The organism is Sphingobium amiense (genome assembly GCF_003967075.1).
Lineage (GTDB): Bacteria > Pseudomonadota > Alphaproteobacteria > Sphingomonadales > Sphingomonadaceae > Sphingobium > Sphingobium amiense.
In genome coordinates this window covers 2307416-2333278 of sequence record NZ_AP018664.1, presented here as the reverse complement: position 1 = coordinate 2333278, position 25863 = coordinate 2307416, and the positions used below count along the sequence as shown (strand labels likewise).

General features: G+C 67.6%; 21 protein-coding genes and 1 riboswitch. Of the genes, 12 read left to right on the top strand and 9 right to left on the bottom strand.

Going from position 1 to position 25863, the window contains the following annotated elements; genetic code table 11:
* Positions 1-2 precede the first annotated feature (2 nt).
* The 10 genes from ftsA to SAMIE_RS11155 all read left to right on the top strand — a co-directional run bounded on the left by ftsA (position 3) and on the right by SAMIE_RS11155 (position 13144).
* Positions 3-1286, top strand: a complete 1284-nt coding sequence (gene ftsA, locus SAMIE_RS11200; protein ID WP_066699369.1) for a cell division protein FtsA — start codon at positions 3-5, stop codon at positions 1284-1286.
* A 111-nt stretch (positions 1287-1397) separates the two neighbouring features.
* Positions 1398-2837, top strand: a complete 1440-nt coding sequence (gene ftsZ / locus SAMIE_RS11195) for a cell division protein FtsZ (RefSeq protein WP_066699372.1) — start codon at positions 1398-1400, stop codon at positions 2835-2837.
* A gap of 119 nt (positions 2838-2956) precedes the next feature.
* Entirely contained in the window at positions 2957-4780 is a 1824-nt protein-coding gene (locus tag SAMIE_RS11190) for an SPOR domain-containing protein (RefSeq protein WP_408641229.1), read from the top strand.
* Between the two features lie 9 nt (positions 4781-4789).
* Positions 4790-5950, top strand: a complete 1161-nt coding sequence (locus tag SAMIE_RS11185) for a deoxyguanosinetriphosphate triphosphohydrolase (protein WP_066699374.1) — start codon at positions 4790-4792, stop codon at positions 5948-5950.
* 54 nt (positions 5951-6004) lie between these two features.
* Positions 6005-6105, top strand: a riboswitch (glycine riboswitch).
* A gap of 181 nt (positions 6106-6286) precedes the next feature.
* Positions 6287-7438 carry a glycine cleavage system aminomethyltransferase GcvT gene (gene gcvT, locus SAMIE_RS11180; protein ID WP_066699376.1) on the top strand — a complete coding sequence of 384 codons (1152 nt, stop codon included), beginning with the start codon at positions 6287-6289 and terminating at the stop codon, positions 7436-7438.
* 32 nt (positions 7439-7470) lie between these two features.
* Entirely contained in the window at positions 7471-7842 is a 372-nt protein-coding gene (gene gcvH / locus SAMIE_RS11175) for a glycine cleavage system protein GcvH (protein ID WP_066699380.1), read from the top strand.
* Between the two features lie 124 nt (positions 7843-7966).
* The gene (gene gcvPA, locus SAMIE_RS11170) at positions 7967-9325 is read left to right on the top strand and encodes an aminomethyl-transferring glycine dehydrogenase subunit GcvPA (RefSeq protein ID WP_066699382.1); all 1359 of its coding nucleotides are present in this window, start codon (positions 7967-7969) and stop codon (positions 9323-9325) included.
* Positions 9322-10896: an aminomethyl-transferring glycine dehydrogenase subunit GcvPB gene (gene gcvPB, locus SAMIE_RS11165; protein ID WP_066699385.1), complete on the top strand. Its 1575-nt coding sequence runs from the start codon at positions 9322-9324 to the stop codon at positions 10894-10896. The genes gcvPA and gcvPB overlap by 4 nt, the downstream gene beginning before the upstream one ends.
* Before the next feature lie 122 nt (positions 10897-11018).
* Positions 11019-12224 (top strand): cytochrome P450, encoded by a 1206-nt coding sequence (locus tag SAMIE_RS11160; protein ID WP_066699387.1) that lies wholly within the window; start codon positions 11019-11021, stop codon positions 12222-12224.
* Positions 12225-12265: 41 nt separating this feature from the next.
* Positions 12266-13144, top strand: a complete 879-nt coding sequence (locus SAMIE_RS11155; RefSeq protein WP_066699391.1) for a hypothetical protein — start codon at positions 12266-12268, stop codon at positions 13142-13144.
* On the opposite strand, the gene SAMIE_RS11150 is transcribed toward SAMIE_RS11155, so the two are convergent.
* From SAMIE_RS11150 to hrpB, 5 genes are all read right to left on the bottom strand, one after another.
* Positions 13101-15089 (bottom strand): ATP-binding protein, encoded by a 1989-nt coding sequence (locus SAMIE_RS11150; protein ID WP_066699395.1) that lies wholly within the window; start codon positions 15087-15089, stop codon positions 13101-13103. The two genes, SAMIE_RS11155 and SAMIE_RS11150, sit on opposite strands and share 44 nt — an antisense overlap.
* A gap of 103 nt (positions 15090-15192) precedes the next feature.
* Entirely contained in the window at positions 15193-16455 is a 1263-nt protein-coding gene (gene spt / locus SAMIE_RS11145) for a serine palmitoyltransferase (protein ID WP_066699398.1), read from the bottom strand.
* A 134-nt stretch (positions 16456-16589) separates the two neighbouring features.
* Complete coding sequence (locus SAMIE_RS11140) at positions 16590-16835, bottom strand: acyl carrier protein (protein ID WP_066699400.1); 246 nt, start codon at positions 16833-16835, stop codon at positions 16590-16592.
* 118 nt (positions 16836-16953) lie between these two features.
* Positions 16954-17232 (bottom strand): ETC complex I subunit, encoded by a 279-nt coding sequence (locus tag SAMIE_RS11135; protein WP_066699404.1) that lies wholly within the window; start codon positions 17230-17232, stop codon positions 16954-16956.
* 55 nt (positions 17233-17287) lie between these two features.
* Positions 17288-19825 (bottom strand): ATP-dependent helicase HrpB, encoded by a 2538-nt coding sequence (gene hrpB / locus SAMIE_RS11130; protein ID WP_066699405.1) that lies wholly within the window; start codon positions 19823-19825, stop codon positions 17288-17290.
* Positions 19826-19971: 146 nt separating this feature from the next.
* Between hrpB and SAMIE_RS11125 the strand changes: the two genes are divergently transcribed.
* Positions 19972-21606 (top strand): ATP-binding protein, encoded by a 1635-nt coding sequence (locus SAMIE_RS11125; RefSeq protein ID WP_066699485.1) that lies wholly within the window; start codon positions 19972-19974, stop codon positions 21604-21606.
* Here SAMIE_RS11125 and SAMIE_RS11120 read toward each other — a convergent pair.
* The gene (locus tag SAMIE_RS11120; RefSeq protein ID WP_066699406.1) at positions 21591-22370 is read right to left on the bottom strand and encodes a TSUP family transporter; all 780 of its coding nucleotides are present in this window, start codon (positions 22368-22370) and stop codon (positions 21591-21593) included. The two genes, SAMIE_RS11125 and SAMIE_RS11120, sit on opposite strands and share 16 nt — an antisense overlap.
* 144 nt (positions 22371-22514) lie before the next feature.
* The gene (locus tag SAMIE_RS11115; RefSeq protein WP_066699493.1) at positions 22515-23543 is read right to left on the bottom strand and encodes a polyprenyl synthetase family protein; all 1029 of its coding nucleotides are present in this window, start codon (positions 23541-23543) and stop codon (positions 22515-22517) included.
* Between the two features lie 105 nt (positions 23544-23648).
* On the opposite strand from SAMIE_RS11115, the gene SAMIE_RS11110 reads away from it, so the two are divergent.
* Positions 23649-23927 carry a chorismate mutase gene (locus SAMIE_RS11110; protein ID WP_066699498.1) on the top strand — a complete coding sequence of 93 codons (279 nt, stop codon included), beginning with the start codon at positions 23649-23651 and terminating at the stop codon, positions 23925-23927.
* A 3-nt stretch (positions 23928-23930) separates the two neighbouring features.
* Here the strand turns inward: SAMIE_RS11110 and SAMIE_RS11105 are convergent, their stop codons facing one another.
* A complete protein-coding gene (locus SAMIE_RS11105; RefSeq protein ID WP_066699407.1) occupies positions 23931-24830 on the bottom strand; it encodes a DMT family transporter in 900 nt (299 codons plus the stop codon).
* Positions 24831-24894: 64 nt separating this feature from the next.
* Positions 24895-25863: a diacylglycerol/lipid kinase family protein gene (locus SAMIE_RS11100; RefSeq protein WP_066699408.1), complete on the bottom strand. Its 969-nt coding sequence runs from the start codon at positions 25861-25863 to the stop codon at positions 24895-24897.

Below are 25863 nucleotides of genomic sequence, written 5' to 3'. Positions count from 1 at the left end.
CCATGGCGCAGCCCAAGGTCGAAAAGCTCATCACGGCGGTCGACATTGGCTCCTGGAAAGTGTCGGCGCTGATCGCCGGACGCACGGACACGGGCGAACTCGCGATTCTGGGCACGGGGCAGCGGGAAAGCCGGGGCGTGCGCCGCGGCTTCATCGCCGACATGGAGCGCACCGAACTCGCCGTGCGCGAAACCGTCGAGCAGGCCGAGCGCGTGGCGGGCACCAACATCGAAGATGTGTGGGTCAGCTTTTCGGGCGGCAGTCTCGTCAGCGACGTCGTCACGGTCGAGCGCGACATGGGCGGATACCGCGTCGAGCAGACCGACATCGACGATCTCCTCACCACCGGCCAGCAGGGCATCGACCCCGATGGCCGGGTCGTGCTCCATGCCCAGCCGACCTGCTTCACCATCAACGGCAAGGTGCCGGTGAAGAAGCCGCTGGGGATGCACGCCGACCTGCTGGGCGTCGACATCCATGTCGTGCTGGCCGACGGCGCGCCGCTCGCCAATCTCGACCTCTGTGTGCGCGGCGCCTATCTCAACGTCAATTCCATCGTCGCCGCGCCGATCGCGACGGGCCTTGCCTGCCTGTCGGAGGAGGAGCGCGATCTGGGCGTGGCGCTGGTGGAACTGGGCGCGGGCGTCACCAACGTGTCGCTCTATGCGGGCGGGATGCTGGTCGGCCTTCATTCCATCCCGATGGGCGCGTCCGACATCACGGACGACCTTGCCTCGGCCTTCGGCATCCGCCGCAGTCAGGCGGAGCGGATCAAATGTTTCTACGGTTCGGCGATGCAGAACCCGCGCGACTTCCGCGAGATGATCGAGATCGCGCCGCCCCATGGCGACAGCGCGCTGCCGGGGCAGGCCGCCGGGCCGAATGCGGAGGGCGGCAAGATCACGCGCGCGGCGCTGGTGGGCGTGATCTGCGAACGGCTGAACCAGATCATGATCGAGGTGAATGCGGCGCTGTCCGGCATGGGCTTCAATTCGACCGGGCGTCAGGTGGTGCTGACCGGCGGCGGCGCGGAGATGAAGGGCATTGCCGACTATGCGCAGGGCGCGCTCGGCCGGGCGGTGCGGATCGGGCGTCCGCGCGGGCTGGCCGCCATGCCCGAAGCGCATAGCGGCCCGGCCTTCGCGACGCTGGCGGGCCTCGCGCTTTACGGCGCTTCCAACCCGGTTGATCTCCGCGCGATGGCCCCTGCGCCGCAGACGGTGCATCGGCTGGGGACGCCGATGTGGTGGCAAAGGATGATGCGTGCGATCAAGACGAACTACTGATCGAACAAAATTGCGTTCAGGTGAAAATAGCTGGTGAAAAAGGCTATTTTCTGGTGTTAACAGTATATGACGGTGTCGCTTCCTGACGAGGAAGCTGAGGGAGCTAATATTATGAGCATTGAGATCAGCCCGCCCCATGTGGACGAACTGAAGCCGCGCATCGCGGTCATCGGCGTCGGCGGCGCGGGCGGCAATGCCATCGCGAACATGATCGCCGCCTCGGTAGAGGGCGTGGACTTCATCGTGGCCAATACCGACGCGCAGGCGCTCAACAGCTCGCCGGCCGAACGCCGCATCCAGCTCGGCCCGCAGATTACGGAGGGTCTGGGCGCAGGCTCGCGTCCCGAAATCGGCAAGGCGGCGGCGGAAGAGACCATCGTTTCGGTCGAGGAAGCGCTTAACGGCGCGCATATGTGCTTCATCACCGCCGGCATGGGCGGCGGCACCGGCACCGGCGCGGCCCCCGTCATCGCCAAGGCAGCGCGCGACCGTGGCATCCTGACGGTCGGCGTCGTGACCAAGCCCTTCACCTTCGAAGGCAATCGCCGCATGAAGTCGGCCGAAGCGGGCATTGAGGAGCTGCAGAAGCATGTCGATACCCTCATTGTCATTCCGAACCAGAATCTGTTCCTGATCGCGAACCCCAACACCACCTTCAAGGAAGCCTTTCAGATGGCGGACGAGGTGTTGCAGCAGGGCGTCCGGTCGATCACCGACCTCATGATCATGCCCGGCCTCATCAACCTCGACTTTGCCGACGTGCGCTCGGTGATGGGCGAAATGGGCAAGGCGATGATGGGCACCGGCGAAGCGGAAGGCGACGGCCGCGCGCTTCAGGCGGCGGAAAAGGCGATTGCCAACCCGCTGCTCGACGGCGTGTCGATGCGCGGCGCGAAGGGCGTCATCGTTTCCATCGTCGGCGGCGACGACATGCGCCTCATGGAAGTGGACGAGGCCGCGAACCACATCCGCGAACTGGTCGATCCCGATGCGAACATCATCTGGGGGTCGGCGTTCAACGACAATCTCAACGGCAAGATCCGCGTGTCCGTGGTCGCCACCGGCATCGACAGTGACAATGGCGGGCAGGCCCAGCCGCTTACCCAGCCCTTCAGCTTCGCCAGCCGTCCCTCGGTCGCGGTGCCGCAATCCGCGCCCGCAGCGCCCAAGCCCGCCGTCACGCTGACGCCGCCGACGCCCGCTGCGCCGGAAACGGAAGAAGCCGAAGCGCTCGAACTCGACGTGCCCGAAGCGCCCGCGCCCGCGCCGGTCGAACCGGCTGCGTCCGCGCCCTTCTCCCCGCCCAGGCCCGCCGCGATCTTTTCCGACGAAGATGCGGACGAGGATGAACTGGTGCTGGGCGAGGAAAGCGCCGCGCCCGCCGCGCCTGCTGCCGCCCCCGCTCAGCCCGCTCCGCGCGTGTCGACCGGCGGCACCCTGTTCGAACGCATGGCGGGCCTGACGCGCGGCAGTGAAAAAACCTCCGGCGCGGACGATGCCGCATCGGGTGTCGACATTCCCCGCTTTCTGAACCGCCAGAGCAACCAGTAAGCGGCGCGGCCCCGCCGCCCGCCCCGGACAAGCGCGCCACCGACCGTCCAAGGCGGTCCGGCGCGCTTTTTCATGAGCAGCCATTCCCCGTTCAGCAGCATTGTGGTTAAGGGCCGGACGTGAAACCCATAACGCACCTGATTTCCGCGCTCGCCCTTGCCGCCGCCGCGCCCTTCGCCGCGCAGGCCCAGTCGGACCAGTCGCAGCTCACCCGCCCCCTCGGCGCGGCCGACCTCAACAGCCATCTCGCCCGCCTCGCGTCCAACCCGCGCGACATGAGCGCGCTGATTGGCGCGGGCGAAGCGGCATTGGCGCTCGACGATCCGCGCGCCGCCGCCGGTTTCTTCGCCCGCGCCGAAGCGGTGCAGGGCAATAACGGGCGGGTCAAGGCCGGGCTGGGCCGGGTGATGCTCAAGCTCCAGAATCCCGTCGAAGCGCTCCGCCAGTTCAACGAGGCGGCGCGGCTCGGCTATCCCGAAGCCGATCTCCTGTCCGACCGGGGTCTTGCCCGTGACATGACCGGCGATCAGGCAGGGGCGCAGCGCGACTATCAGGCTGCTCTCGCCCGCACGCCGCAGGATGAGGAACTGATCCGCCGCTACGCCGCATCGCTCGGCATATCGGGGCAGGTGGAGGCGGCGGACAAGGTGCTGGACCCGCTGCTCTACAAAAGCGACCGCGCCGCGTGGCGATACCGCGCGTTCATCTACGCGATGAACAACAGGCAGACGGACGCGCGCAAGGTCGCGCTCCAGACCATGCCCGAACAGCTCGCGACGGCGATCACGCCCTATATGCAGAAAATGCCCTATCTGACCGCCGCGCAGAAGGCGGCGGCGGTACATTTCGGCCATTTCCCGCAGCAGGTGGGGACAAGCATCGCCGCCATCGTGCCGACCCCGCCCGCGCCCGGTATCGTCGTCGGTTCGCGCCCGCCCGCCGCTGCTGCGACGACGGTTGCCGCCGCCACCCCGCAGCCCAAGGCGCTCACCCGCGCGGAGCAGCGCCGTCAGGCCCGCGAAGCCCAGCGCCTCGCCAGCGCGCAGGCGACGCGCCCGGTACAGCCGACGACGCGGCCCTCTCAGCCGCAACTGGCGCAGGCGCAAAGCGCGCAGCCGTCCGTCCCGCGCGCCGTGCAACCGACCCCGGCGCCCGCACGCCAGTCCATCCCGCTCGCCACGCCCGCGCCCGCAACGCAGGCGCCTGCTGCGACGCCCGTTACCCAATCGCTTCCGTCCGCCGCCACGCCAGCGCCGCAGCCCGCGCCTGTGCGTCAGGCCGCCGCTTCGGGCAGTGCGCCGGTTCAGGGACCGCCCGCGCCCGGCTTCGAAACGCTCTCGCCCGCCGCAGCCGCGCCCACGCCCGTCCAGACCGCCGCCGCGCTGCCACCGCCGCCGCCGTCTTCCGTGCCGCTGCCCAATCCCGAAGCCACGCGCACGCTCGCCGACATCATCCGCGCCATCGACGTCCCCGAGACCGAGCGCGAGACCCGCGTCGCCGCCGTCAATCTGGACGAAATCGCCGCGCTTCAGGCGCAGCGCCGCGCCGAACGCCAGACCGCCGCAAAGGCCGCCGCCGACAAGGCGAAGAAGGAAGCCGCCGCCAAGGCGAAGGCCGAAGCCGATGCGAAGGCCAAGGCAGAAGCGGAAGAGAAGAAGCGCCTCGCCGCCAACCCGTCGCGCAACTGGCTTCAGGTCGGCGTCGGCCAGAGCAAGTCCGCGCTTTCCTTCACCATGAAGCGGCTGCGCGGCAAATATTCCGCCCTCGCGCCGCAGGACGCGTGGAGCGCGGGCTGGGGCCGCACTAACCGGCTGCTCGTCGGCCCGTTCAGCAGCTTCACCCGCGCCAGGGATCTGGAAACGAAGCTCAAGGCGGACGGCGCGGACGTGTTCGCGTGGAAAAGCGACGCGGGAGAGGTGGTGGAGAAGCTCGGGGGCGAGTAAGGGGCGGGCATGACCAGCCTCGCGCCCTATGCCTGCCACCCCGACGCCAGCCGGGGCCGCCTCCATCCCGAAACGGGCGGCGAGGCGCGGGGGCCGCGCGACATCTTCCAGCGCGACCGCGACCGTATCATCCACTCCATCGCCTTCCGCCGCCTGCGCCACAAGACGCAGGTGTTCGTTTCCCCCGACGGCGATCATTTCCGCGTCCGCCTGACCCACAGCCTCGAAGTCGCGCAGATCGGCCGCACCACCGCGCGCACGCTCGGCCTCAACGAGGATCTGACCGAAGCGCTCTGCCTCGCCCACGACATCGGCCATCCGCCCTTCGGCCATGCAGGCGAAGATGCGCTGGAAGTCGCGCTGGAGGCGCATGGCGGCTTCGACCACAATGCCCACACGCTGCGCACGCTGATGCTGCTGGAAAGTCCCTATCCGCTGTTCCGGGGGCTGAACCTCAGTTGGGAGATGCTTGAGGGGCTGGCGAAGCATAATGGCCCCGTCACCCGTCCCGGCTGGGCGATGCGCGAAATCGACGCGCTCTACCCGCTTGACCTTGCCAGCCACGCCTCGCTGGAGGCGCAGTTGGCCGCCATTTCCGACGACATCGCTTACGATAATCACGACATTGACGATGGCCTGCGCGCCGGGCTGCTTGCGCTCGAACAACTGCTTGAAGTGCCGCTGGTGCGAAGCTGCTGGGACCGGGTGCGGGCGCGCTATCCCGATGTGCCGCAGGACCGGCTGCTGCGCGAACTGGTGCGCGAACAGATCGGCGTGATGGCCAACGACCTTATCGCCACGACCCGCCGCGCCATCGCAGAGTCGCGGATCGAGACGGTCGAGGATGTCCGCGCGCTGGGACGCACGCTCGTCGGCTTCTCGCCCGAACTGGCCGAGCAGGAACGGGTGCTCAAGCGCTTCATGTATGCGACGCTCTACCACCATCCCGAACAGCTCGCCGCCGCCGACCGCGCACGAATCATCGTTTCCGACCTGTTCCGCGCCTATCAGGCCGACCCAGCGCTGATGCCGCCCGAATGGCGCGACGATTGCGCGCTGGAGGAGCCGTCCCGCAGCCGCCACATCGCCGACTTCATCGCGGGCATGACCGACCGCTACGCCGAAAAGCGCCACGCGGAAATCTACGGCCTTCCCGTTCTGGCGGATTGACGCGCCCTGTCCTTTGCCGCAATGCGATAGGCGTCTCCGGCGGATTCGTCCGCCGGGCACGATGCGGGAGAGCATGGGCGGCCTTTGAGGCCAGACCCGTCGCCGAAGGAGCAACCGCCCCGGAATCTCTCAGGCCAAAGGACCGCATCGGGCGCAAGGCACTCTGGAAAGCGGACGGCGCAACACCGTCCCACCGAAGGGGTAAGCCATCCGGTCCCGCGACCGCTGGTCAAAGCTCTCAGGTTCCGTGACAGAGGGGGTGGCAGCGATCTTGCCCGCATTGAGGGCAGGCTATCCCTGTCGCCACACGACCTCTCACGGAAAGGCCGGCCTCTCATGACCGCCAATGACGACATCGCCCATCTGGAAGAAGAGCTGCCGTTGCAGGAGCTTCCGCTCGACGGCTGGCACCGGGCGAAGGGTGCGCGCATGGTCGGCTTTGCCGGCTATCACATGCCGATCCAGTATGAAGGCATCATGGCCGAGCATCTGTGGACCCGCGAGCATGCGGGCCTGTTCGATGTCAGCCATATGGGCCAGCTTACTTTCTCCGGCGAGGGCATCGACGAGGCGCTGGAGCTTCTCCTGCCCGCCGACATCAAGGGACTGAAAGCCTTTCGCCAGCGCTATTCGATGCTGCTGGACGAAGAAGGCGGCATTCTCGACGATCTGATGGTCTCGCGGCTCGGCGGCGGCGCGTTCGACGGTGCAGCGATCTACATGGTCGTCAACGGCGCGACCAAATATGACGACATTGGCTGGATGATCGAGCATCTGCCCGACGAAGTGGTGATGAACCACATGGACGAGCAGGCGCTGCTCGCCTTGCAGGGACCGGAAGCGGGCGAGGCGCTCTCGACCCTCATCCCCGAAACCGCCGATCTTCTCTTCATGCAGTCGGGCCTGTTCGCGTGGCGCGGCGTGCCGCTGTGGATCAGCCGGTCGGGCTATACCGGCGAGGACGGGTTCGAGATCAGCGTGCCCGCCGACGATGTGACTTTGCTCGCCGATGCGCTGTGCGCTCTCCGCCAAGTGAAACCGATCGGCCTTGGCGCGCGCGATTCGCTGCGGCTGGAGGCGGGGCTGCCGCTCTATGGCCACGACCTGACGCCCGCCGTGAGCACCATCGGCGCGGACCTTGGCTTCGCCATCGGCAAGCGGCGGCGCGAGGAGGGGGGCTTCATCGGCCACGCCCGCGTCATGAAGGAGCTGGCGGACGGCCCCGGCACGAAGCGCGTTGGCCTCACCATCGAGGGCCGCCTGCCCGCGCGTGAAGGCGCGAAAATCTATGCCGGATCGGTCGAAGTGGGCGAAGTCACCTCCGGCGGCTTCGCGCCCAGCGTCGGCGCGCCGGTCGCGATGGGCTGGGTCAGCCTGCCCCACGCCGCCATCGGCACGCCGCTGGAGATCGAGGTGCGCGGCAAGCGCATCGCCGCCGTGGTCGCGCCCATGCCGTTCGTTCCGCACCGCTATCGCCGCAAGGCCTGACCGTCACATCTTTGCCGAAGGGGAGTATCCATATGAGCCGTTATTTCACCGACGAACATGAATGGATTGATGTCGAGGGCGAAATCGCCACGGTCGGCATCACCGATTACGCGCAGGAGCAACTGGGCGACATCGTCTTCGTCGAACTGCCTGCCGAAGGCACGAGCTTCGAAAAGGGCGACGACGCCGCGGTTGTCGAATCGGTGAAGGCCGCCTCGGACGTCTACGCCCCCATTTCCGGCGAAGTCGTGGAAGCCAACAGCGCGCTGGAGGACGAACCCGCGCTGGTGAACAGCGACGCGGAAGAGGATGGCTGGTTCTTCAAGCTGCGCATCGCCGACGCGAGCGAGCTGGAAGGCCTGATGAACGAAGCCGCCTACAAGAAGTTCGTCGCGAGCCTTTGACCGACATTCTCCCCTCCCCTTCAGGGGAGGGGCCGGGGGTGGGGTTTGCCTCAACGCGCGACGCATAGGGCCATACCCCACCCCAACCCCTCCCCTGAAGGGGAGGGGCTTAGAAAGGAATGAAATGCGCTACCTACCCCTTACCGACAGCGACCGGCAGGAGATGCTCTCCGTCGTCGGCGCGTCCTCCATCGACGATCTGTTCGTGGACGTGCCCGCCGAGGCGCGGCTGTCCGGTCCGATAGAGGGACTGCCGCTCCATGCCAGCGAACTGGCCGTCGAACGCCATATGAGCGCTCTGGCGCGGCAGAATCTGTCGGCGGGGGAAGCGCCCTTCTTCCTGGGCGCAGGCGCCTATCGCCACCATGTTCCCGCCAGCGTCGATCATCTGATCCAGCGCGGCGAGTTCCTGACCGCCTACACCCCCTATCAGCCGGAAATCGCGCAGGGCACGCTTCAGGTGCTGTTCGAATTCCAGACGCAGGTTGCACGCCTGCTGGGCTGCGATGTGGCCAATGCGTCGATGTATGACGGCTCGACCGCCTGCTGGGAAGCCATTGTTATGGCCCGCCGCATCACGAAGCGCGGCAAGGCGCTGCTCTCGTCGGGCCTGCATCCGCATTATGTCTCGGTCGCGCAGACTATGGCGAAGTTCACCGGCGACGCGCTGGTGCACGAAGACCCGACGCTGGAAGCCGCGACCGACATCGACGCGCTGATCGCCGCCATCGACCGGGACACAAGCTGCGTCGTCGTGCAGTATCCCGACATATTGGGCCGCATCGCCGACCTGACCCCGCTCGCCGACGCCGCCCATGCGGCGGGCGCGCTGCTGGTCGCGGTCGTGACCGAACCCGTTGCGCTGGGCGCGATCAAAGCGCCGGGCCATATGGGCGCGGACATCGTCGTGGGCGAAGGTCAGTCGATCGGCGTCGGTCTGCAATTCGGTGGGCCTTATCTCGGCCTCTTTGCGTGCAAGCAGAAATATGTCCGCCAGATGCCGGGCCGTCTGTGCGGCGAAACCGTCGACGCGGCGGGCAAGCGCGGTTTCGTGCTGACCCTTTCGACCCGCGAACAGCATATCCGCCGCGAAAAGGCGACTTCGAACATCTGCACCAATTCGGGCCTGTGTGCGCTTGCCTTCAGCATCCATATGACGCTGCTCGGTGAAAGGGGGCTGCGCGAACTGGCGGGCCTCAACCATGCGCTCGCGGTTCAGGCCGCGGATCAACTGGCGCAGGTGCCGGGCGTCACGCTGCTCAACGACAGCTTCTTCAACGAATTTACGCTGGTGCTGACGAAGGACGCGCGCGAGACGGTGCGCAACCTTGCCGACCGGGGCGTGCTGGCGGGCGTGTCGCTCGGCCGTCTGTTCCCCAATTCGACCGCCGTCGGCAACGGCCTCGTCGTCGCCGTCACCGAAACCACGACGCCCGAGGACATCGAAGCGCTCGCTGCTGCGCTGCAGGAGGAACTGGCATGACCATGCTCAAGGAAGGCCGCCCGACCGCGCCCGAACCCGTCAAGGAAGCGCATATGGCTCCCGCCACCGCCACCGGAAACCGCGCGCTGATGCTGGAGGAAAAGCTGATCTTCGAGATCGGCTCGACCGACACCACCGGCGTCGATTTCGCCGATACGCCCCAGGTCGCCAGCCGTCTCGGGAGTCTCGCCCGCGTCGACAGCATCGGCCTGCCCGGCCTGTCTGAGCAGGAGACGGTGCGCCACTACACCCGCCTCAGCCGCCAGAATTACGCCATTGACCTTGGCCTCTTCCCGCTCGGGTCGTGCACCATGAAGCACAACCCGCGCCTCAACGAGAAGATGGCGCGGCTTCCGGGGTTCGCGGACATCCACCCGCTGCAACCGCAATCGACGGTGCAGGGCGCGCTTGCCGTCATCAATGAACTCGCCATCTGGCTCATCAGGCTGACCGGCATGCACGGTGTCGCCATGACGCCCAAGGCGGGCGCGCACGGTGAACTGTGCGGCCTGCTCTGCATCCGCGCGGCGCTGGAAGCGCGGGGCGACGCGCGGCAGGTGGTGCTGGTGCCCGAAAGTGCGCACGGCACCAATCCCGCCACCGCCGCCTTCTGCGGTTACAAGGTGGAGGATATTCCCGCCACCCCGGACGGCCGCGTCGATCTTGAAGCGCTCAAGGCCCGGCTCGGTCCGGACGTCGCGGCGGTGATGATTACCAATCCCAACACCTGCGGCCTGTTCGAACGCGACATGAAGGTGATTTCCGACGCGGTCCACGCGGCGGGAGCCTTCGTCTATTGCGACGGCGCGAACTTCAACGCCATCGTCGGGCGCGTGCGCCCCGGCGACCTTGGCGTCGACGCCATGCACATCAATCTGCACAAGACCTTCTCGACCCCTCATGGCGGCGGCGGACCCGGCTCCGGCCCGGTGGTGTTGTCCGAGGCGCTCGCGCCCTTTGGCCCGCTCCCCTACACCGCGCGCATGGCGGACGGCACGATCCACCTGATCGAAGAGGATAATGTCGGCGAGGAAATGCCGCAGAGCTTCGGCCGCATGTGCGCCTTCCACGGCCAGATGGGCATGTTCACCCGCGCGCTGACCTATATCCTCTCCCACGGCGCGGACGGCCTGCGGCAGGTGGCGGAGGACGCCGTCCTCAACGCCAACTATGTGCTGCGCAGCCTGGACGACGTGCTCGACGCGCCGTTCGGTCACAGCGGTCCCTGCATGCATGAGGCGCTGTTCAGCGACAAGGGGCTGGCCGAAGGCTTCACCACGCTCGACATCGCCAAGGGGCTGATCGACGAAGGCTTCCACCCGATGACCATGTATTTCCCCCTGGTCGTCCACGGCGCGATGCTGGTCGAACCGACCGAGACCGAGAGCAAGGCCGCGCTCGACCAGTTCATCATGGCGCTGCGCAGCCTCGCCGAGCGGGCGAAGGCCGGAGACGAAGCCTTGAAGGGCGCACCCTATCACGCCCCCCGCCGCCGCCTCGACGAAACGCTCGCCGCGCGCAAGCCGGTGCTGAGCTGGACCGAAGCGGACGTCGCGCAGGCCGCGGAATAGGGTGAAGACGGGGCTGCGGGCGAAGGCTCGCTGCCCCGGCCGTACCGGATAGCTGGCGAAAATGGCAGCTTCCTCTCCCCTCGCGGCGCTCTAACCTGGCGCAGCAGATGGAGGGGAGAGCGATGCTATTTGCCGAAGCGCCCGCGCATGTTCCGGCGGATCGGATCGTCGATTTCGACATCTTCAACCCGCCGGGCGTCGAGCAGGATTATTTCGCCGCATGGGAGGCGCTCGCCACGCCCGACGGTCCGGGCATCGTCTGGACGCGCGCCAATGGCGGCCACTGGATCGCCACGCGCGGTGCGCTCGTGCGCGATCTTTGGGCCGATAACCGCCGCCTGTCGAGCGAAGTGCTCGCCGTCACGCCGGGACTGGGGGATGTCATGCGCTTCATCCCCCTGCAACAGGACCCGCCCGAGCATCAGAGCTATCGCAACGCCGTCATGAAAGGTTTCGCTTCGCGGCATATCGTCGCGATGGAACCGAAGGTGCGGGCGGTGGCGCGGGAGTTGATCGCCGGCCTTGCCCCGCGCGGCGGGTGCGAGTTCATGGCCGACTTCGCGGAAATCCTGCCGCTGCACATCTTTCTGACGCTGATCGACGTGCCGCTGGAGGATCGCCCCCGCCTGCGGGCACTGGGCGCACAACTGACCCGCCCGGACGGCACGATGACCGTCGAGCAGTTGCGCGACGCGGCCGATGATTATCTGGCGCCCTATATCGCACAGCGCATGGCCCATCCGGGCGACGATCTGTTCAGCCGCATTCTCGCCGAACCGGTCGCGGGCAGGCCGTGGACGCTGGACGAGGCACGCCGGATGTGCCGCAACCTGCTGTTCGGCGGCCTCGACACGGTGGTGGCCGCGGTCGGCATGGCGGCGCTGCATCTGGCGCGCCATGCGGACGATCAGGCTGCGCTGCGCGCCGATCCGGCGCTGATCCCCGATGCCGCCGACGAACTGATGCGCCGCTATCCGACCGTATCGGTCAGCCGCAATGTGGTGGAGGATATGGCGGTCGACGGGGTGGCGCTGAAGCGGGGCGACATCGTCTATCTCCCCGGCATCCTCCACAATCTCGACGCCGCCAGTTTCGACGCGCCGCATGAAGTCCGATTCGACCGTCGCCTCAATGCCGCCCGTCACACGACCATGGGTGCGGGCGCGCACCGGTGCGTCGGGGCAGGGCTGGCGCGGATGGAGATGATCGTCTTTCTGGAGGAATGGCTCGCGGACATTCCGCCTTTCCGCCTCGACGCCGCCGCGCCTGTGCGGATGAAGGGCGGCAATGTCGGAGCGTGCACGCATCTGCCGCTGCGCTGGGACTGAAAGCCGCTTCATTTCGCGCGCGCGCCGCGATAGGGCGAGGCATGCCGTCGCGTCTTTCCGATCTGGTCGCCGCCGAACTTTCCGCACCGGCAGACCCGCGCGCCGCCGCGATGGCGGGCGCGCTTGCGGCACAATATCCGCAGGCGGCGCGGGCGGTGCTCTTCTACGGCTCCTGCCTGCGCGAAGCCCATCTCGACGGGCTGATGCTCGATTTCTACCTGATCGTGTCCGACTATCCCGCCGCCTATGGCAAGAGCTGGCTTGCGCGCGCCAACCGGCTGATCCCGCCCAATGTCTTTCCGTTCGAACATCAGGGTCTGATCGCCAAATATGCGGTCCTGTCCGAAGCCGACTTCACGCGGCTCAACAGCCCGGCGGCGGACAATGTGTCGGTGTGGGCGCGCTTCGCCCAGCCTTCGCGCCTGCTCTGGGCCGCGGACGATCTCGCCCGTCAGCGCGCCGTCGCCGCCGTGGCGCAGGCCGCGCCGACGCTGCTGTCGCTGGCCCGGCCGATGGCGGATGGGGAGGGGGATGTGCTGGCGCTCTGGCAGGCCGGTTTCGCGCAGACCTACAGTGCCGAACTGCGCGCCGAGCGGAAGGGGCGCTCGCTTTCCATCGTCGATGCCGATCCGGACCGCTACCGCCGCTTCGGGGAGGCGGCGCTCGCCGATGGCCTGCCCCCGCCGCCGGACGATGCCGCCGCGCAATGGCGCAGGCTCCAGCGGCGGGGCAAATGGCTGTCCGTCGTCCGGCTGGCGAAGGCCAGCTTCACCTATGCGGGCGGGATCGACTATCTGGCGTGGAAGATCAACCGTCATGCCGGGACGCAGATCGCGATCCGGCCATGGCAGCGGCGCTGGCCGCTGATCGGCGCGCTTACTCTGCTGCCGCGGCTGCTTCGGGGTGGGGCAATCCGCTGAGCGCGGTCGACAGCGCCTGTCCCAGCGCGGCGAGCGTATAGGGCTTGCGCAGCACCAGATGCCCTTCGAAATCCGCGCCCTGGCTGACATCGCCGGCATAGCCGGTGACGAACAGCACCGGCAGGTGGCGGACATGCGGCGGCAGCGCCTTTATCATTTCCGGCCCGGTCATGTCGGGCATCAGAACGTCGCTGATGATGAGGCCGATGTCCCCATTGTTCGCCAGCAGGCGCGCCGCCTTCGACGGGTGATCGCAGGCGAGGGGGAGGTGCCCCAGTTCGCGCAGCGCCGCCATCGTCTGATTGAGCACGCGCGGGTCGTCCTCCACGACGAGGATGCGCGTGGGCGGCTGTTCCACCGGCCCGCCGCCGGGCTGGACGGCATCCGCGTCGCATTCCGCCTCGGTCGTGCAGCGCGGCAGGTAGATGCGCACGCTGCTGCCTTCGCCGACCTGCGATTCGATCCGGATCTCGCCCTCGCACTGGCGCACGAAACCGAAAATCTGGCTGAGGCCAAGGCCCGTGCCCTTGCCCACCGGCTTGGTCGTGAAGAAGGGTTCGAACACACGCGCCAGCACTTCGGGCGTCATGCCGCATCCATCGTCCGCGACGCTCAGTTCCACATAGTCGCCCGCCGCGCAGTCGCCCACTTCGCCTGCCTTGAGGCTCACCTGCGCGGTCGACAGGGTCAGGTGTCCGCGCCCGTCCATTGCGTCGCGCGCATTGACGCACAGGTTGAGGATGGCGTTTTCCATCTGATGCTGGTCGACGAAAATGCGCCAGCCGCTCGCCTTGCCGTTCAGCGTGACGATGATCTGGTCGCCGATGGTGCGGTCGATCAGGTCCGCCATGCCCGCGACCAGCGCGTCGGGATCGACGGCGGTCGGCAGCAGCGGTTCGGACCGGGCGAAGGCGAGCAGGCGCCGCGTCAGCGCCGACGCGCGGTTGGCGCCGTCCAGCGCATTGTCCAGATGCCGCGCCGCCTCGACAGGCTTCAGCCGCAGGTTGCGTTTGGCCAGTTCGAGGCCGCCGACGACGACCGCCAGCATATTGTTGAAATCATGCGCGATGCCGCCGGTCAACTGGCCCACGGCGTCCATCTTCTGCATCTGGCGCAGATTGTCCTGCGCCTCCGCGCGTTCCGCCGATTCACGCTGCAACTGTTCATAGGCGTCCGACAGTTCGGCCGTGCGGGCGCGCACGGCGGCCTCCAGACGATCGGCGCGCTCAGTCTCCTGCTCCGCCTGCCGCCGCGCCCGCCGCCGGTCGTCATAGGCCGAATGCGCAAGCCACGCGGTGAAGAGCGCGCTCACCAGCAGCGCCAGCCCCAGCAGGCGCGATGTCTTGCCCACCCATTCGGTCCGGTCCCCCGCCAGCGTCACGGCGAGGCTGCGTTCGCGCAGGCGCGCATTTTCCGCGTCGATGACGATGTTGAGCAGCGCGGTGATGCGTTTCAGATCGCGGCTCTTCCCCGCCTGATGGAAGGCGGCGAGCGCGGCCATCTTCTGATCGTAGGTCGTGCGCAGGCCGATCGCGTTCAGCGTGCGGCCGCGCTGTTCGAAGGCGTAGCCCAGCGCTTCCACATTGCCTCGCTGCCATGTCGACTTGCGGGTGGCGAAGGCCAGCGTCCTGAGCTGGCTGGCCGCCGCGCGCCACTGGTCCTGAAACAGCCGCCCGGTATTGGGATCGAGGCTGATGACATAGCGCGCCAGCGTGACTTCGGACCGGGCGACCTGCGCTTCGAACCGGCGGGCGAGCGCGATGACTTCGAAGCTGCGCTGCTGTTCGGCAAGCGCGCGCTGATGGTCGCGGGTGGCGTTGCTCGCGGTGTAGAGCAGCGCGCCGAGCGATCCCACGAGAAGGAGCACGAGGAGGAATGGCAGGACACGGCGTGCGAGCGCGCGCAACGCCCCCCCCTGTTCCATGTGAGTATCGGCTTCGGCCATTTCGGAGCTATCCTTAGCCTAAGCGGAGGCAAGGCGAAACTGCCCATATGACTATGCGCGCGTTTCGTCGCTTCTTGCTTGACCGGCGCTCCCGCCGTGGCGGTCAGTCGATGGCGCCCGTCGCCCTGCCGGCTGCTTCGAACATGCCGATGATCTGTTCGACCTGCGCGTCGCTATGTTCGGCGCACAGCGAGCAGCGCAGTAGGAAGGTGCCCGCAGGCGTCGCGGGCGGGCGGGCCATGTTGACGTAGAGACCCAGTTCCAGCAGCGCCTGCCACATGGCGACCGCCTGCGTCTGGTCGCTCAGGATCACCGCGATGATCGCCGACTGCGGCGTTTCCGTCCCCAGCTTGAAGCCGAGATCGGTCAGCCCCTTGTGCAGCCGCTGGCTGTTCTTCCACAGATGGGCGCGCTTTTCGCCCGCGTGCATGAGCTTGCGGATGCTGGTCGCGGCGGTCGCCACGACGCTGGGCGGCAGCGACGCGGTGAAGACATAGGGGCGGCAGACGAGGCGCAGCACCTCGAACTTGGGATGGTTGGAAACGCAGAAGCCGCCGACCGTTCCCACCGATTTGGAGAAGGTGCCGACGACGAAATCGACGTCCTTCTCGACGCCCTGTTCTTCATACACGCCCCGGCCATGCTCGCCGAAAAAGCCCATGCCATGCGCTTCGTCGACAAGGATCATGCAGTTGGCATGTTTGCGCACCGCCGCGACCATGGCGGGCAGGGGGGCGACATCGCCCAGCATCGAATAGACGCCTTCCAGCACCACGAGCTTCAGCGCGTCGGCGGGCAGGCGCCCGAGCCTTTTGTCCAGATCCTCGACGCTGTTGTGGCGGAAGCGCACGATCTCCGCATCGCCCAGGAAGCAGCCGTCATAGATGGACGCATGGCTGTCGGCGTCGAGCACGACATAGTCGCCCTTGCCCGCCAGCGTCGAAATGACGCCGAGGTTCGCCTGATAGCCGGTCGAAAAGACCATGGCGCCGGACGTGCCGTAGAAATCCTTGAGCGCCTCCTCGACTTCCCGGTGCCCCTGATAGGTGCCGTTCAGCACGCGGCTGCCGGTCGTGCCCGCGCCGAACTCGTCGAGCGCTTTCTTGCCCGCCGCGACCACGTCCGGGTCGAAGGTCATACCCATATAATTATAGGTGCCGAGCAGGATCGTGTCCTTGCCCTTGATGACCGCCTGCGTGGGGGACAGCACCTTGTCCATGACGATGGCGAAGGGATCGCGCACGCCCGTCGCCAGCAGCGCTTCGCGCTCCGCGATCAGGCCGTCGAACTTGGAGAAGAGGTCGCGCGCGTTGCTCTTTTCCGCGGGGGTGCGGGCGTCGTTCGCGGTGGCGGCTGCGTCGGTCATATGTTTATCGTCCCATAGCCGTTCAGGCTGAGCGAAGTCGAAGCCCTTAGCCGAGCGGAGCCGAGGCTTATGCTTCGCCTTCGCTCAGCAACGCCCTTCGACTTCGCTCAGGGCGAACGGAAATCTCAAATCAGTCAAGCAGTCTTGAGCTTCGCCACCGCGTCGACCAGCTGGCCCACGGTTTCGATCTCGGCCTGCATGTTCATCGTGATGATGATGTCGAATTCGTCCTCGATCGCCGCGACGAAGTCCATCACCGTCAGGCTGTCCCACTCCAGATCGCCGGCGAAGCTGGTGCTTTCGGTCAGGTCGATGCCCTTCTTGTTGAAGGGTTCGATCTGCGCGGTGACGCTGTCGAAAATTGCGCTGCGATCCGTCATTGTCGTCCCGGTCTTTCCGTCAAAGCGCGGCTTTTGCCGCCCCGACCCGCTCTTTGGCAAGCGAATAAGGCGTCAATCGGGCAGCAACGCGCCCGAATGTGCAGCCATGTTCCGCGCGTCAGCGGAAATTGTCGGCGTAGGCCTGAATTTTCAGCGTCTTGGGCGGCGTGGGCAGCACGCTGTAGTCGAGGCCGTGCTTCTGCGCATAGGCGACCGCCGCGTCCTGCGAGGGAAAGGTCAGCCTGACCTGACTCTGCGTATCGCCCGATCCGGCCCAGCCGGTCAGTGGATCGGGCTTCTTTGCCTCGCTCTGCGCGAAATCCAGCACCCATTTGTGCGTCAGCGCCTTGCCCGACTGCATGGCGTTCTTCTGGATCTGGTAGATGCGCGCGCTCATCGCGAAGGACTCCGGTAAAATCTCCTGCCGCGTTGCACCAGCGCTCGGCGCGAAGTCAAGACTTCGACCGCGCATCGGCATTTTTGGTGCGCAGCGTGGCGCTGGCCGCCGCCGGATCGTCGGGCCATGGATGGCGCGGATATCGGCCGCGCATTTCCTTTGCCACGTCGCGCCAGTTGCCTGCCCAGAAGCCCGGCAGGTCGCGCGTCGTCTGAATGGGCCGTCCGGCGGGCGAGGTGAGCGACAGCAGCAGCGGGATACGCTGGCTCCCCACCGTTGGATGCTCGCTGAGGCCGAAGAGCGCCTGCACGCGCAGTTCCACGCGCGGCCCGCCCTCGGCGGCATAGTCGATGGCGTGATGGCTTCCGGCGGGGGAACGGAAATCGGGCGGGGCGAGCCGGTCGAGCTGGCTCTTGCCCTCCCATCCGATCAGCCCTTCCAGCACGCCCGACAGGTGCGAGCGGTCGATGTCGCCCAGCTTTCGCTTGCCCGCCAGCAGCGGCGGCAGCCATTCGTCCAGCGTCGCCATCAGCGCTTCGTCGGACAGCGCCTCCACCCCCGCGAATGCTGCCCGCATTCGCAGCGATTGCGCTGCGTCCGACCATGGCAGAAGCGAAAGGCCGCCCTGCGCCACGCCCTCCACCAGCGCGGCCACCACCGCATCGGGATCGGGCCGGTCATCCGATCCGCTCGACAAACGCACCGCGCCCAGCCGCCGTTCGCGCAAGGCTTCGATCCCGCCACTGGCGGGCCGGAAGCGCACCGTGCGATGCTCCGCGATCCGTGCGCCGAACAGGGCGATCACGTCCGCCTCGCCGATGGGGGCGGCCGACAGGATGCGCGCGCCCGCCGCGCTCCCCTGCACTTCGCCTACCGCGAGCCACTCTTCGCGCGCCAGCGGCGACAGCGGATCGAGCCGGAAGCCGCGCCCGCCCACGCTCGCCCAGTCCGCGCCATCCGCCGACCGGCGCTTCGCCACCCGGTCGGGGAAAGCGAGGGCGAGGCAGAGGCCGACGTCATTTTCTCCCCTCCCTTCCAGGGAGGGGCTGGGGGTGGGTGGCGAGCGAAGCGAGCCTCCTGCGGAGGCACCCACCCCAACCCTCGAAGGGAGTCCCGCGCCTCCCTTCGACTTGAAAGGGAGGGGCTTCAATAAAGTCGCCCACCGCTTTGCCAGCCCCCGCGCCGCATCCGCGCGCCTGCCGCTTTCCCGCCGCCAGCGCTGCCGCCGCAGCGTCAGGTCGATGTCCTGCCCGCCGACGCCGCGTTCGCCCAGCAGCACGGCGACCTCCGCCGCCACCTCGGCCAGCCCCATCTCGCCCGCGCGCACCAGCATATGCGCCAGACGCGGTGACAGCGGCAGCTTCGCCAGCGCTTTCCCATGCGCCGTGATCCGCCCGTCCCCGTCGAGCGCGTCCAGCACCGTCAGCCGCCGCCGCGCTTCTTCCACCGCGGCGGCGGGCGGCGGATCGAGCCAGCGCAGGCTCGCCGGATCGTTGACGCCCCACAGCGCGCAGTCGAGCAGCAGGCTCGACAGGTCGCTTTCCAGTATCTCGGGCGGGTCGAAGGGCGGCATCCCCGCGCTCGCCGCCGCTTCCCACAGTCGGTAGGCGACACCGGGTCGCTGCCGCGCGGCGCGTCCGGCCCGCTGCGTCGCCGCCGCCTGACTCGCCCGCTCCGTCACCAGCCGTGTGACGCCCGCCGCCCGGTCGTAGCGGGGCCGCCGCGCCAGCCCGCTGTCCACCACTATCCGCACGCCGTCGATGGTCAGGCTGGTTTCCGCGATAGCGGTGGCGAGGATCACCTTGCGCCGCCCCTCTCGCGACGGGCGGATCGCCGCGCGCTGCGCCGCCGGATCGAGACTTCCGTGCAGCCGGTGGACTTCCGCCAGCCCCTCGATCCGCTCCGCCGTCCGCTCGATCTCCGCCACGCCGGGCAGGAAGGCGAGCAGGTCGCCCTCCGCTTCGTCGCTCAGCGCCCGGCGGATCGCGCCCGCCATCTCATCCTCAATGCGCTTTTCCGCCGCGCGTCCGATATGGCGCAGTTCCAGCGGCTGAATGCGCCCTTCGCTCTCGATCACCGGCGCGCCGCCCAGCAGCGACGCGAAGCGCGCGCCATCCAGCGTCGCGGACATCGGCACGATCCGCAGGTCGGGCCGCAGCGCCTCCTGCGCATCGAGCGCCAGCGCCAGCCCGAAATCGCTGTCGAGGCTGCGTTCATGCACTTCGTCGAACAGCACCGCCGACACGCCACCCAGTTCCGGGTCGTCCTGTATCCGCCGCACGAAAATGCCTTCGGTCAGCACCAGCAGCCGCGTGCGCGCGCTCGCCTTGCTGTCCATCCGCGTGGCGTAGCCCACCGTGCCGCCGGGCTGTTCGCCCATCAGTTCGGCGATCCGCTCCGCCGCCGCCCGCGCCGCCAGCCTCCGGGGCGACAGCAGCAGCACCTGCCCCGTGCACCATGGCTCGCCCAGCAGAGCGGGCGCCACCGCCGTGGTCTTGCCCGCGCCCGGGGGCGCCACCAGCACGGCGTTGCTCCCTTCGCGCAGCGCGGCGAGCAGATCGGGCAGCGCGGCATGGATCGGCAGGTCGGTCATCGCCGTTCCTCTCGCGCCAAATGCCCTTTGGGGCAAGGGGCGGCCGGGTTCCACGGAAACAGTTGCCGTCTCGAACGTTGCGGGCGAATAAGAAGCTGAAGTCATGCGCACGCGTGGCGGATGGCGCACGAAGGGGCATGACGGGCATGGCGATCCTGCCGGGGGATGCGGAAAGATACCGCACCCTGTTCGAAACGATGGATGACGGCTTCTGCATCATCGAATTTTTTGATGGACCGCACGGACCGCTCAGCGACTATATCCATGTCGAGGCGAATGCCGCCTATGAGCGCCATGCGGGCATCCGCAATGTCGTCGGCCAGAAGCTGCGCGAAATGGTGCCGGACGAAGCGGACGGCTGGGTCGAGCTTTACGGCGCGGTGCTGCATACGGGCAAGCCGATCCGCTTCGAACGCGAACTGGTCGCGACCGGCCATCATCTCGAAGTGCATAGCTTCCGCGTCGGGCCGTTCGAAGACCGGCAGGTCGCCGTGCTTTTCAAGGACATCACCGACCGCGTGAACGCGCAGCGCGCGCAGCAGGAACTGCATCAGACGCTGGAGGCGCGCATTGCGGAGGCGCTGGCCGAGCGTGAGGAAGTCGAAACCGCGCTGCGGCAGGCGCAGAAGATGGAGGCGGTGGGCCAGCTTACCGGCGGCCTCGCGCACGATTTCAACAATCTGCTGGCGGGTATTTCCGGCGCGTTCGAGATGATCGGCGTCCGGCTGGCGCAGGGGCGGACGGGGGATGTCGAGCGTTATCTCGCCGCCGGGCAGGGGGCGACCCGCCGCGCCGCCGCGCTCACCCACCGTCTGCTCGCTTTCTCCCGCCGTCAGACGCTCTCGCCCAAGCCGACCGTTGTCAACCGGCTGCTCAGCGATTTTTCCGAACTGGTGCGGCGCACGGTCGGGCCGCAGATCGAGGTGCAGACCATCGCCGCGAGCGGCCTCTGGCCCGCGCTGGTCGATGCCAACCAGCTCGAAAATGCGCTGCTCAACCTCTGCATCAACGCGCGTGACGCCATGCCCGATGGCGGCACGATCACGATCGAAACCGCCAACCGCTGGCTGGATGAGCGCACCGCCCGCGACCATGGACTGACGCCGGGCCAATATGTGACAGTCTGCACCAGCGACACCGGCACCGGCATCGACAAGCAGACGCTGGAGCGTGTGTTCGACCCCTTCTTCACGACCAAGCCGATCGGGGAGGGGACGGGCCTTGGCCTGTCGATGGTCTATGGCTTCGCGCGGCAGAGCAACGGCCATGTCCGTATCTATTCCGAAGTCGGGCAGGGCACGATGGTGTGCATCTACCTCCCCCGCCACCGGGGCGAGGAAGAGGAGGATGCGCCGATCCTCGTCGAACCCGCGCTTACCACGGACTCGGACCGGACCGTGCTCGTCATCGACGACGAACCTTCGGTGCGGATGCTGGTGTGCGATGCGCTGACCGATCTTGGCTATCATTGTCTGGAGGCGGGCGACGGTCCTTCGGGGCTGCGCATCCTCGAATCGGCCGGACGTGTCGACATGCTCGTCACCGATGTCGGCCTGCCCGGCGGCCTCAACGGACGGCAGGTGGCGGACGCCGCGCGGACGATGCGTCCGGGCCTGCGCGTGCTCTTCATCACCGGCTATGCCGAAAACGCGGTCCTGAACCACGGCCATATCGAACCGGGGATGGAAGTGCTGACCAAGCCCTTCGCCGTCGATGAACTGCGCCGCCGCGTCGCCACGCTTGCCCAGCCCGATCAGCCGAACCCTCAGCCGAACAGGTAGAGGTGGATCGGGTTCTTCGGGTCCAGCAGCATCTTGGCGGTCAGCGCCAGCGACATGACGATCAGCAGCGGCTTGATGAGCCGCGATCCGAACCGCATGGCGAGGTGCGACCCGATCTGCCCGCCGGCGATGCTGCCCACAGCCATGGCGAAGCCCGCGATCCAGATCACATGCCCGCCTGCCAGCATCGTCAGCAGCCCGGCGAGGTTGCTGGCAAGATTGGCCGCCTTCGTCTGCGCCGTCGCGCGCAGCAGCGCCAGCCCGCCCAGCGCGATGAAGATCGTGGTGTAGAAGGCTCCCGCGCCCGGCCCGAAAAAGCCATCGTAGAAACCGACCATCCCGACCAGACCGGAAAGGCCCGCCATCCCGACGCGGGCGTGCCGGTCCGCCTCGCCCAGCTTGGGCGAAAAGGTGAAATAGCCCGCGATCAGGATCAGCAGCGCGGGCATCAGCCCCGCGAGGATCGACGGATCGACCCGCTGGACGAGCCAGGCGCCGCCCACCGATCCGGCGAACGCCGCGATCACCGGACCCTTGTAGGTCGCAAGGTCCATATGCCCCCTGCGCGCATAGGCGACGCATGCGCCGAACGTGCCGAAACAGCTCTGCAGCTTGTTGGTCGCCACCGCCTGCACCGGCGGAATGCCCGCTGCCATCAACGCAGGCAGGGTGATAAGGCCTCCGCCGCCCGCCATCGCGTCGATACATCCCGCCATCAGCGCGGCGGCCATCAGGAAGGCGATGGTTTCGGGGGACAGGATCATGGAAATTTCCCCGTTCGGGCTGAGCGAAGTCGAAGCCCTCCACTGAGCATGGCGAAGTGGCTTCGCTTCGCTCAGCCAAACCCTTCGATTTCGCTCAGGGCGAACGGATGACAGGTTGAAGAACGGACCAACCCGCCCCTATCCTCAATAGGCGCGCGCAATCGCGAACTCGACCGCTTCGGTCAGCGCGGCCTTCGCCCGTCCGGCGTCGAACCGGCCCAGCGCGTCGATGGCCCGCTGCCCATAATGGCGCGCGCGCGCCAGCGTGTCGGCGATCGCGCCCGTCTTGCGCAGCAGGCCGGTGGCGTGAGCGAGATCCTCCTCGCCGATCCGGTGCCCGGCGATGGCGGCTTTCCAGAAGGCGCGATCCTCCTCGCTGCCGCGCGCATAGGCGAGGATCACCGGCAGCGTCACCTTGCCGTCGCGGAAATCGTCGCCCGCATCCTTGCCCATCGTCGCGCCGTCCGACTCATAGTCGATGGCGTCGTCGATCAACTGGAACGCGATGCCGAGGTTGCGGCCGTACACGTCGAGCGCCTGCTCCTCCGCCTCGCTGCGGTCGGCGACCACGGCGGAGATGCGGCAGGCGGCGGCGAAGAGCGCGGCGGTCTTCGCGCCGATGATGTCGAGATACTGTTCCTCGCTCGTGTCGATCTTGCGCTGGGCGGTGAGCTGGTTGACCTCGCCCTCCGCGATGATCGCCGACGCGCCGGACAGGATCTTGAGCACCTTGAGCGACTCCGCTTCGACCATCAGTTCGAAGGAGCGGGAGAAAAGGAAGTCGCCGACCAGCACGCTGGCGCTGTTGCCCCAGATGATGTTGGCGGTCTTGCGGCCCCGGCGCAGGCCCGAACCGTCGACGACATCGTCATGCAGCAGCGTGGCGGTATGGATGAACTCGACCGCGGCGGCGAGCTTGTAATGGCGGCTCCCCGCATAGCCCACCAGGTCCGCGCAGGCGAGCGTCAGCATCGGGCGCAGCCTTTTGCCGCCACCCGCGATCAGATGTCCGGCCAGTTCGGGGATCAGCGGGATGCGCGACTGCATCCGGTCCAGAATGACGGCATTGACCTGATTCATGCCGTCGGCCACGAGATTCATGATCGGGGCGAGGGACGGCTCCGCTTTCGCGCGGCCGATGGGGTGAACGTTGCCGGGGGCGGGTGCGGTCATGACCCGGCCCATGTGGCGGCGCATCGCGCGAAAGGCAAGTCTTATAGCTTGCGCCGCGGGCCGGAAGCGGCAAAAAGCGCGCCATCTGGAACCGGAGACGCCGTCATGGACGAAACCCTCAAGCGCTACCGCGAAAGCATCGACAATATCGACGCGGCGCTGGTGTTCATGCTGGCCGAACGCTTCAAGATCACGCAGGCGGTGGGCGAACACAAGGCGACGCACGACCTGCCGCCCGCCGATCCGGGGCGTGAGGAACGGCAGGTCGCGCGCCTGCGCCAACTGGCCGCCGACGCCCGTCTCGATCCCGATTTCACCGAGAAATTCCTGCGCTTCATCATTGACGAGGTGATCCGCCACCACGAGCGTCTGCGCGAAGGCTGATCGTCAGGCGCCTTCCGCCGCCTCCAGCGGCGCGACCTTCCTCGGTCCCGACCGCCCGAGCAGTACACCGCCCAGCGCAAGCGCGAAGCCCGCAATCTGCACCGGCCCCAGCCGCTCGCCGAACAGCGCCCACGCCTCGACGGCGGCGAGCGGCGGCACGAGCAGCAGCAGCATCGACATGCGCGTCGGCCCCTGATGCCGCACCAGCCAGACCAGCAGGCTGAGCGCGCTGACCGAAAGGCCGACGACCGACCAGCCGAAGCTCAGCCACAGCACGGGGCTATTGTCCCATCGCCATTCGCCCACGATCAGCATCGCGGCGATGGCGACCGCCGCGCCGCCCAGATTCTGCACCGCGCCCGACATCAGGATCGGATCGCCACCGATCTCGCCGCGCTGGATCAGCGTGCCCGCTGTCATCCCGATGATGCCGCACACCCCCAGCACCGCCGGAATGACCGGCACGCCGCCCCCGCCGCTGCGCTCGATGGCGGGCAGCAGCACGCAGGTGACGCCGGTGATCGCGATGGCGAGGCCCGCCCATGCCCGCCCCGGCAACCGCTCGCCCAGCAGCGCGACGCTTGCCACCGCGACCATCAGCGGCTGCGTCGCGCCCAGCAGGGACATGATGCCCGCGGGCATGCCGTGGCTGATCGCCCACCAGCTTATCGTCAGATATATCCCGTGCAGCATCGCGCCCGCCGCCAGATGCTGCCCCAGCCGCCTTCCGCGCGGCCAGCCCTGTCCCGCCACCGCCGCCGCGCCGCCGAGCAGCAATGTCGTCAGCAGCAGGCGCAGCGCCAGCACCATTTCCGGCGCGGCATGGGGCGCGACCGCCCGCGCGACGATGAAGCCCGTCGACCAGATGAGCACGAAAAGGATGGAAGCGATCAGGCCGAACATGCCGAGCCTCTGGCGCAAGTGCAGGCTGTTGTCGAGCGGCCCAATGGAGAGGAGGAAAGGCCGTTCAGGCGGCGAGGCGCAGAAACGGCACCGGCTCGGTCGAACGCAGCACGATGGGCTTGCCTTCCGACGCCTCGAACAGTTCGCCGTCGAGGATGACGCTGCTCCTGTCGCCCTCGATGCGGATCATGTCGCCCTGTTCCAGATGAATGCCCTGCATCCGCGCCTTGCCGATGCGGCGGAAGATGCTGGCCCAGAACAGGCGCAGCAGCGCGGGCAGGCTCTGGTCCACCGCCATCAGCTTCATGCGGCCCCGCCCGCCGCCGCCCGTCTGCACGCCCAGCAGCAGCTTCTCCAGCGTGGTGACGATCAGCACGGAAAAGCGTCCCGCCAGCTCGCCGTCGCGGATGAGCGAGATGCGCACCGGCTTGCTCGACGGCGGCAGGAAGCGCGCACGGATGCCGAACAGCAGCGAAAACAGCACCGCCAGCGCCGTGATGAAATGGCTGAGGCCGTTGGAAAGGCCCAGCGGATAGATCTGGTTGCGGCAATAGAGCATCGTGTCGGCAAGGCCCGCTCCGCCCAGAAACATGCCCAGCACCGGCCGCGAGCCAGCCTGTCCGTCCGACAGGGCGATCAGTTCGCGCGCGACGACATGATCCTCGACCCCCGACTTGGCGATCTCCAGGATGCGCTCCAGCGCCTTGATCGGGTCGCCATGGATGCCGAGGTCGAGCGCGATGAGGTTTGTCTTGCCGTTGGGCAGCACCGCGATGGGGGGCACCCGGCCCTGAAAATGCTCGCCCTGATAGAGTTCGGTGAGCGACGCCTGCACCGTGCCGTCGCCGCCGTTGATGACGATGACGGCCGGGTTCACGCGGGCGATGGTCTGGAACGCGCGTCCGATCTGATCGACATGCTCCACCTCATAATGGAAAATGTCGGGATGGTTGGCGCAATAGCTGCGCACGCGCGGAAGCGTCTGCCGGTTGCCCGTGGATTTGGGATTGGACAGGAGCGCGACGCAGACCAT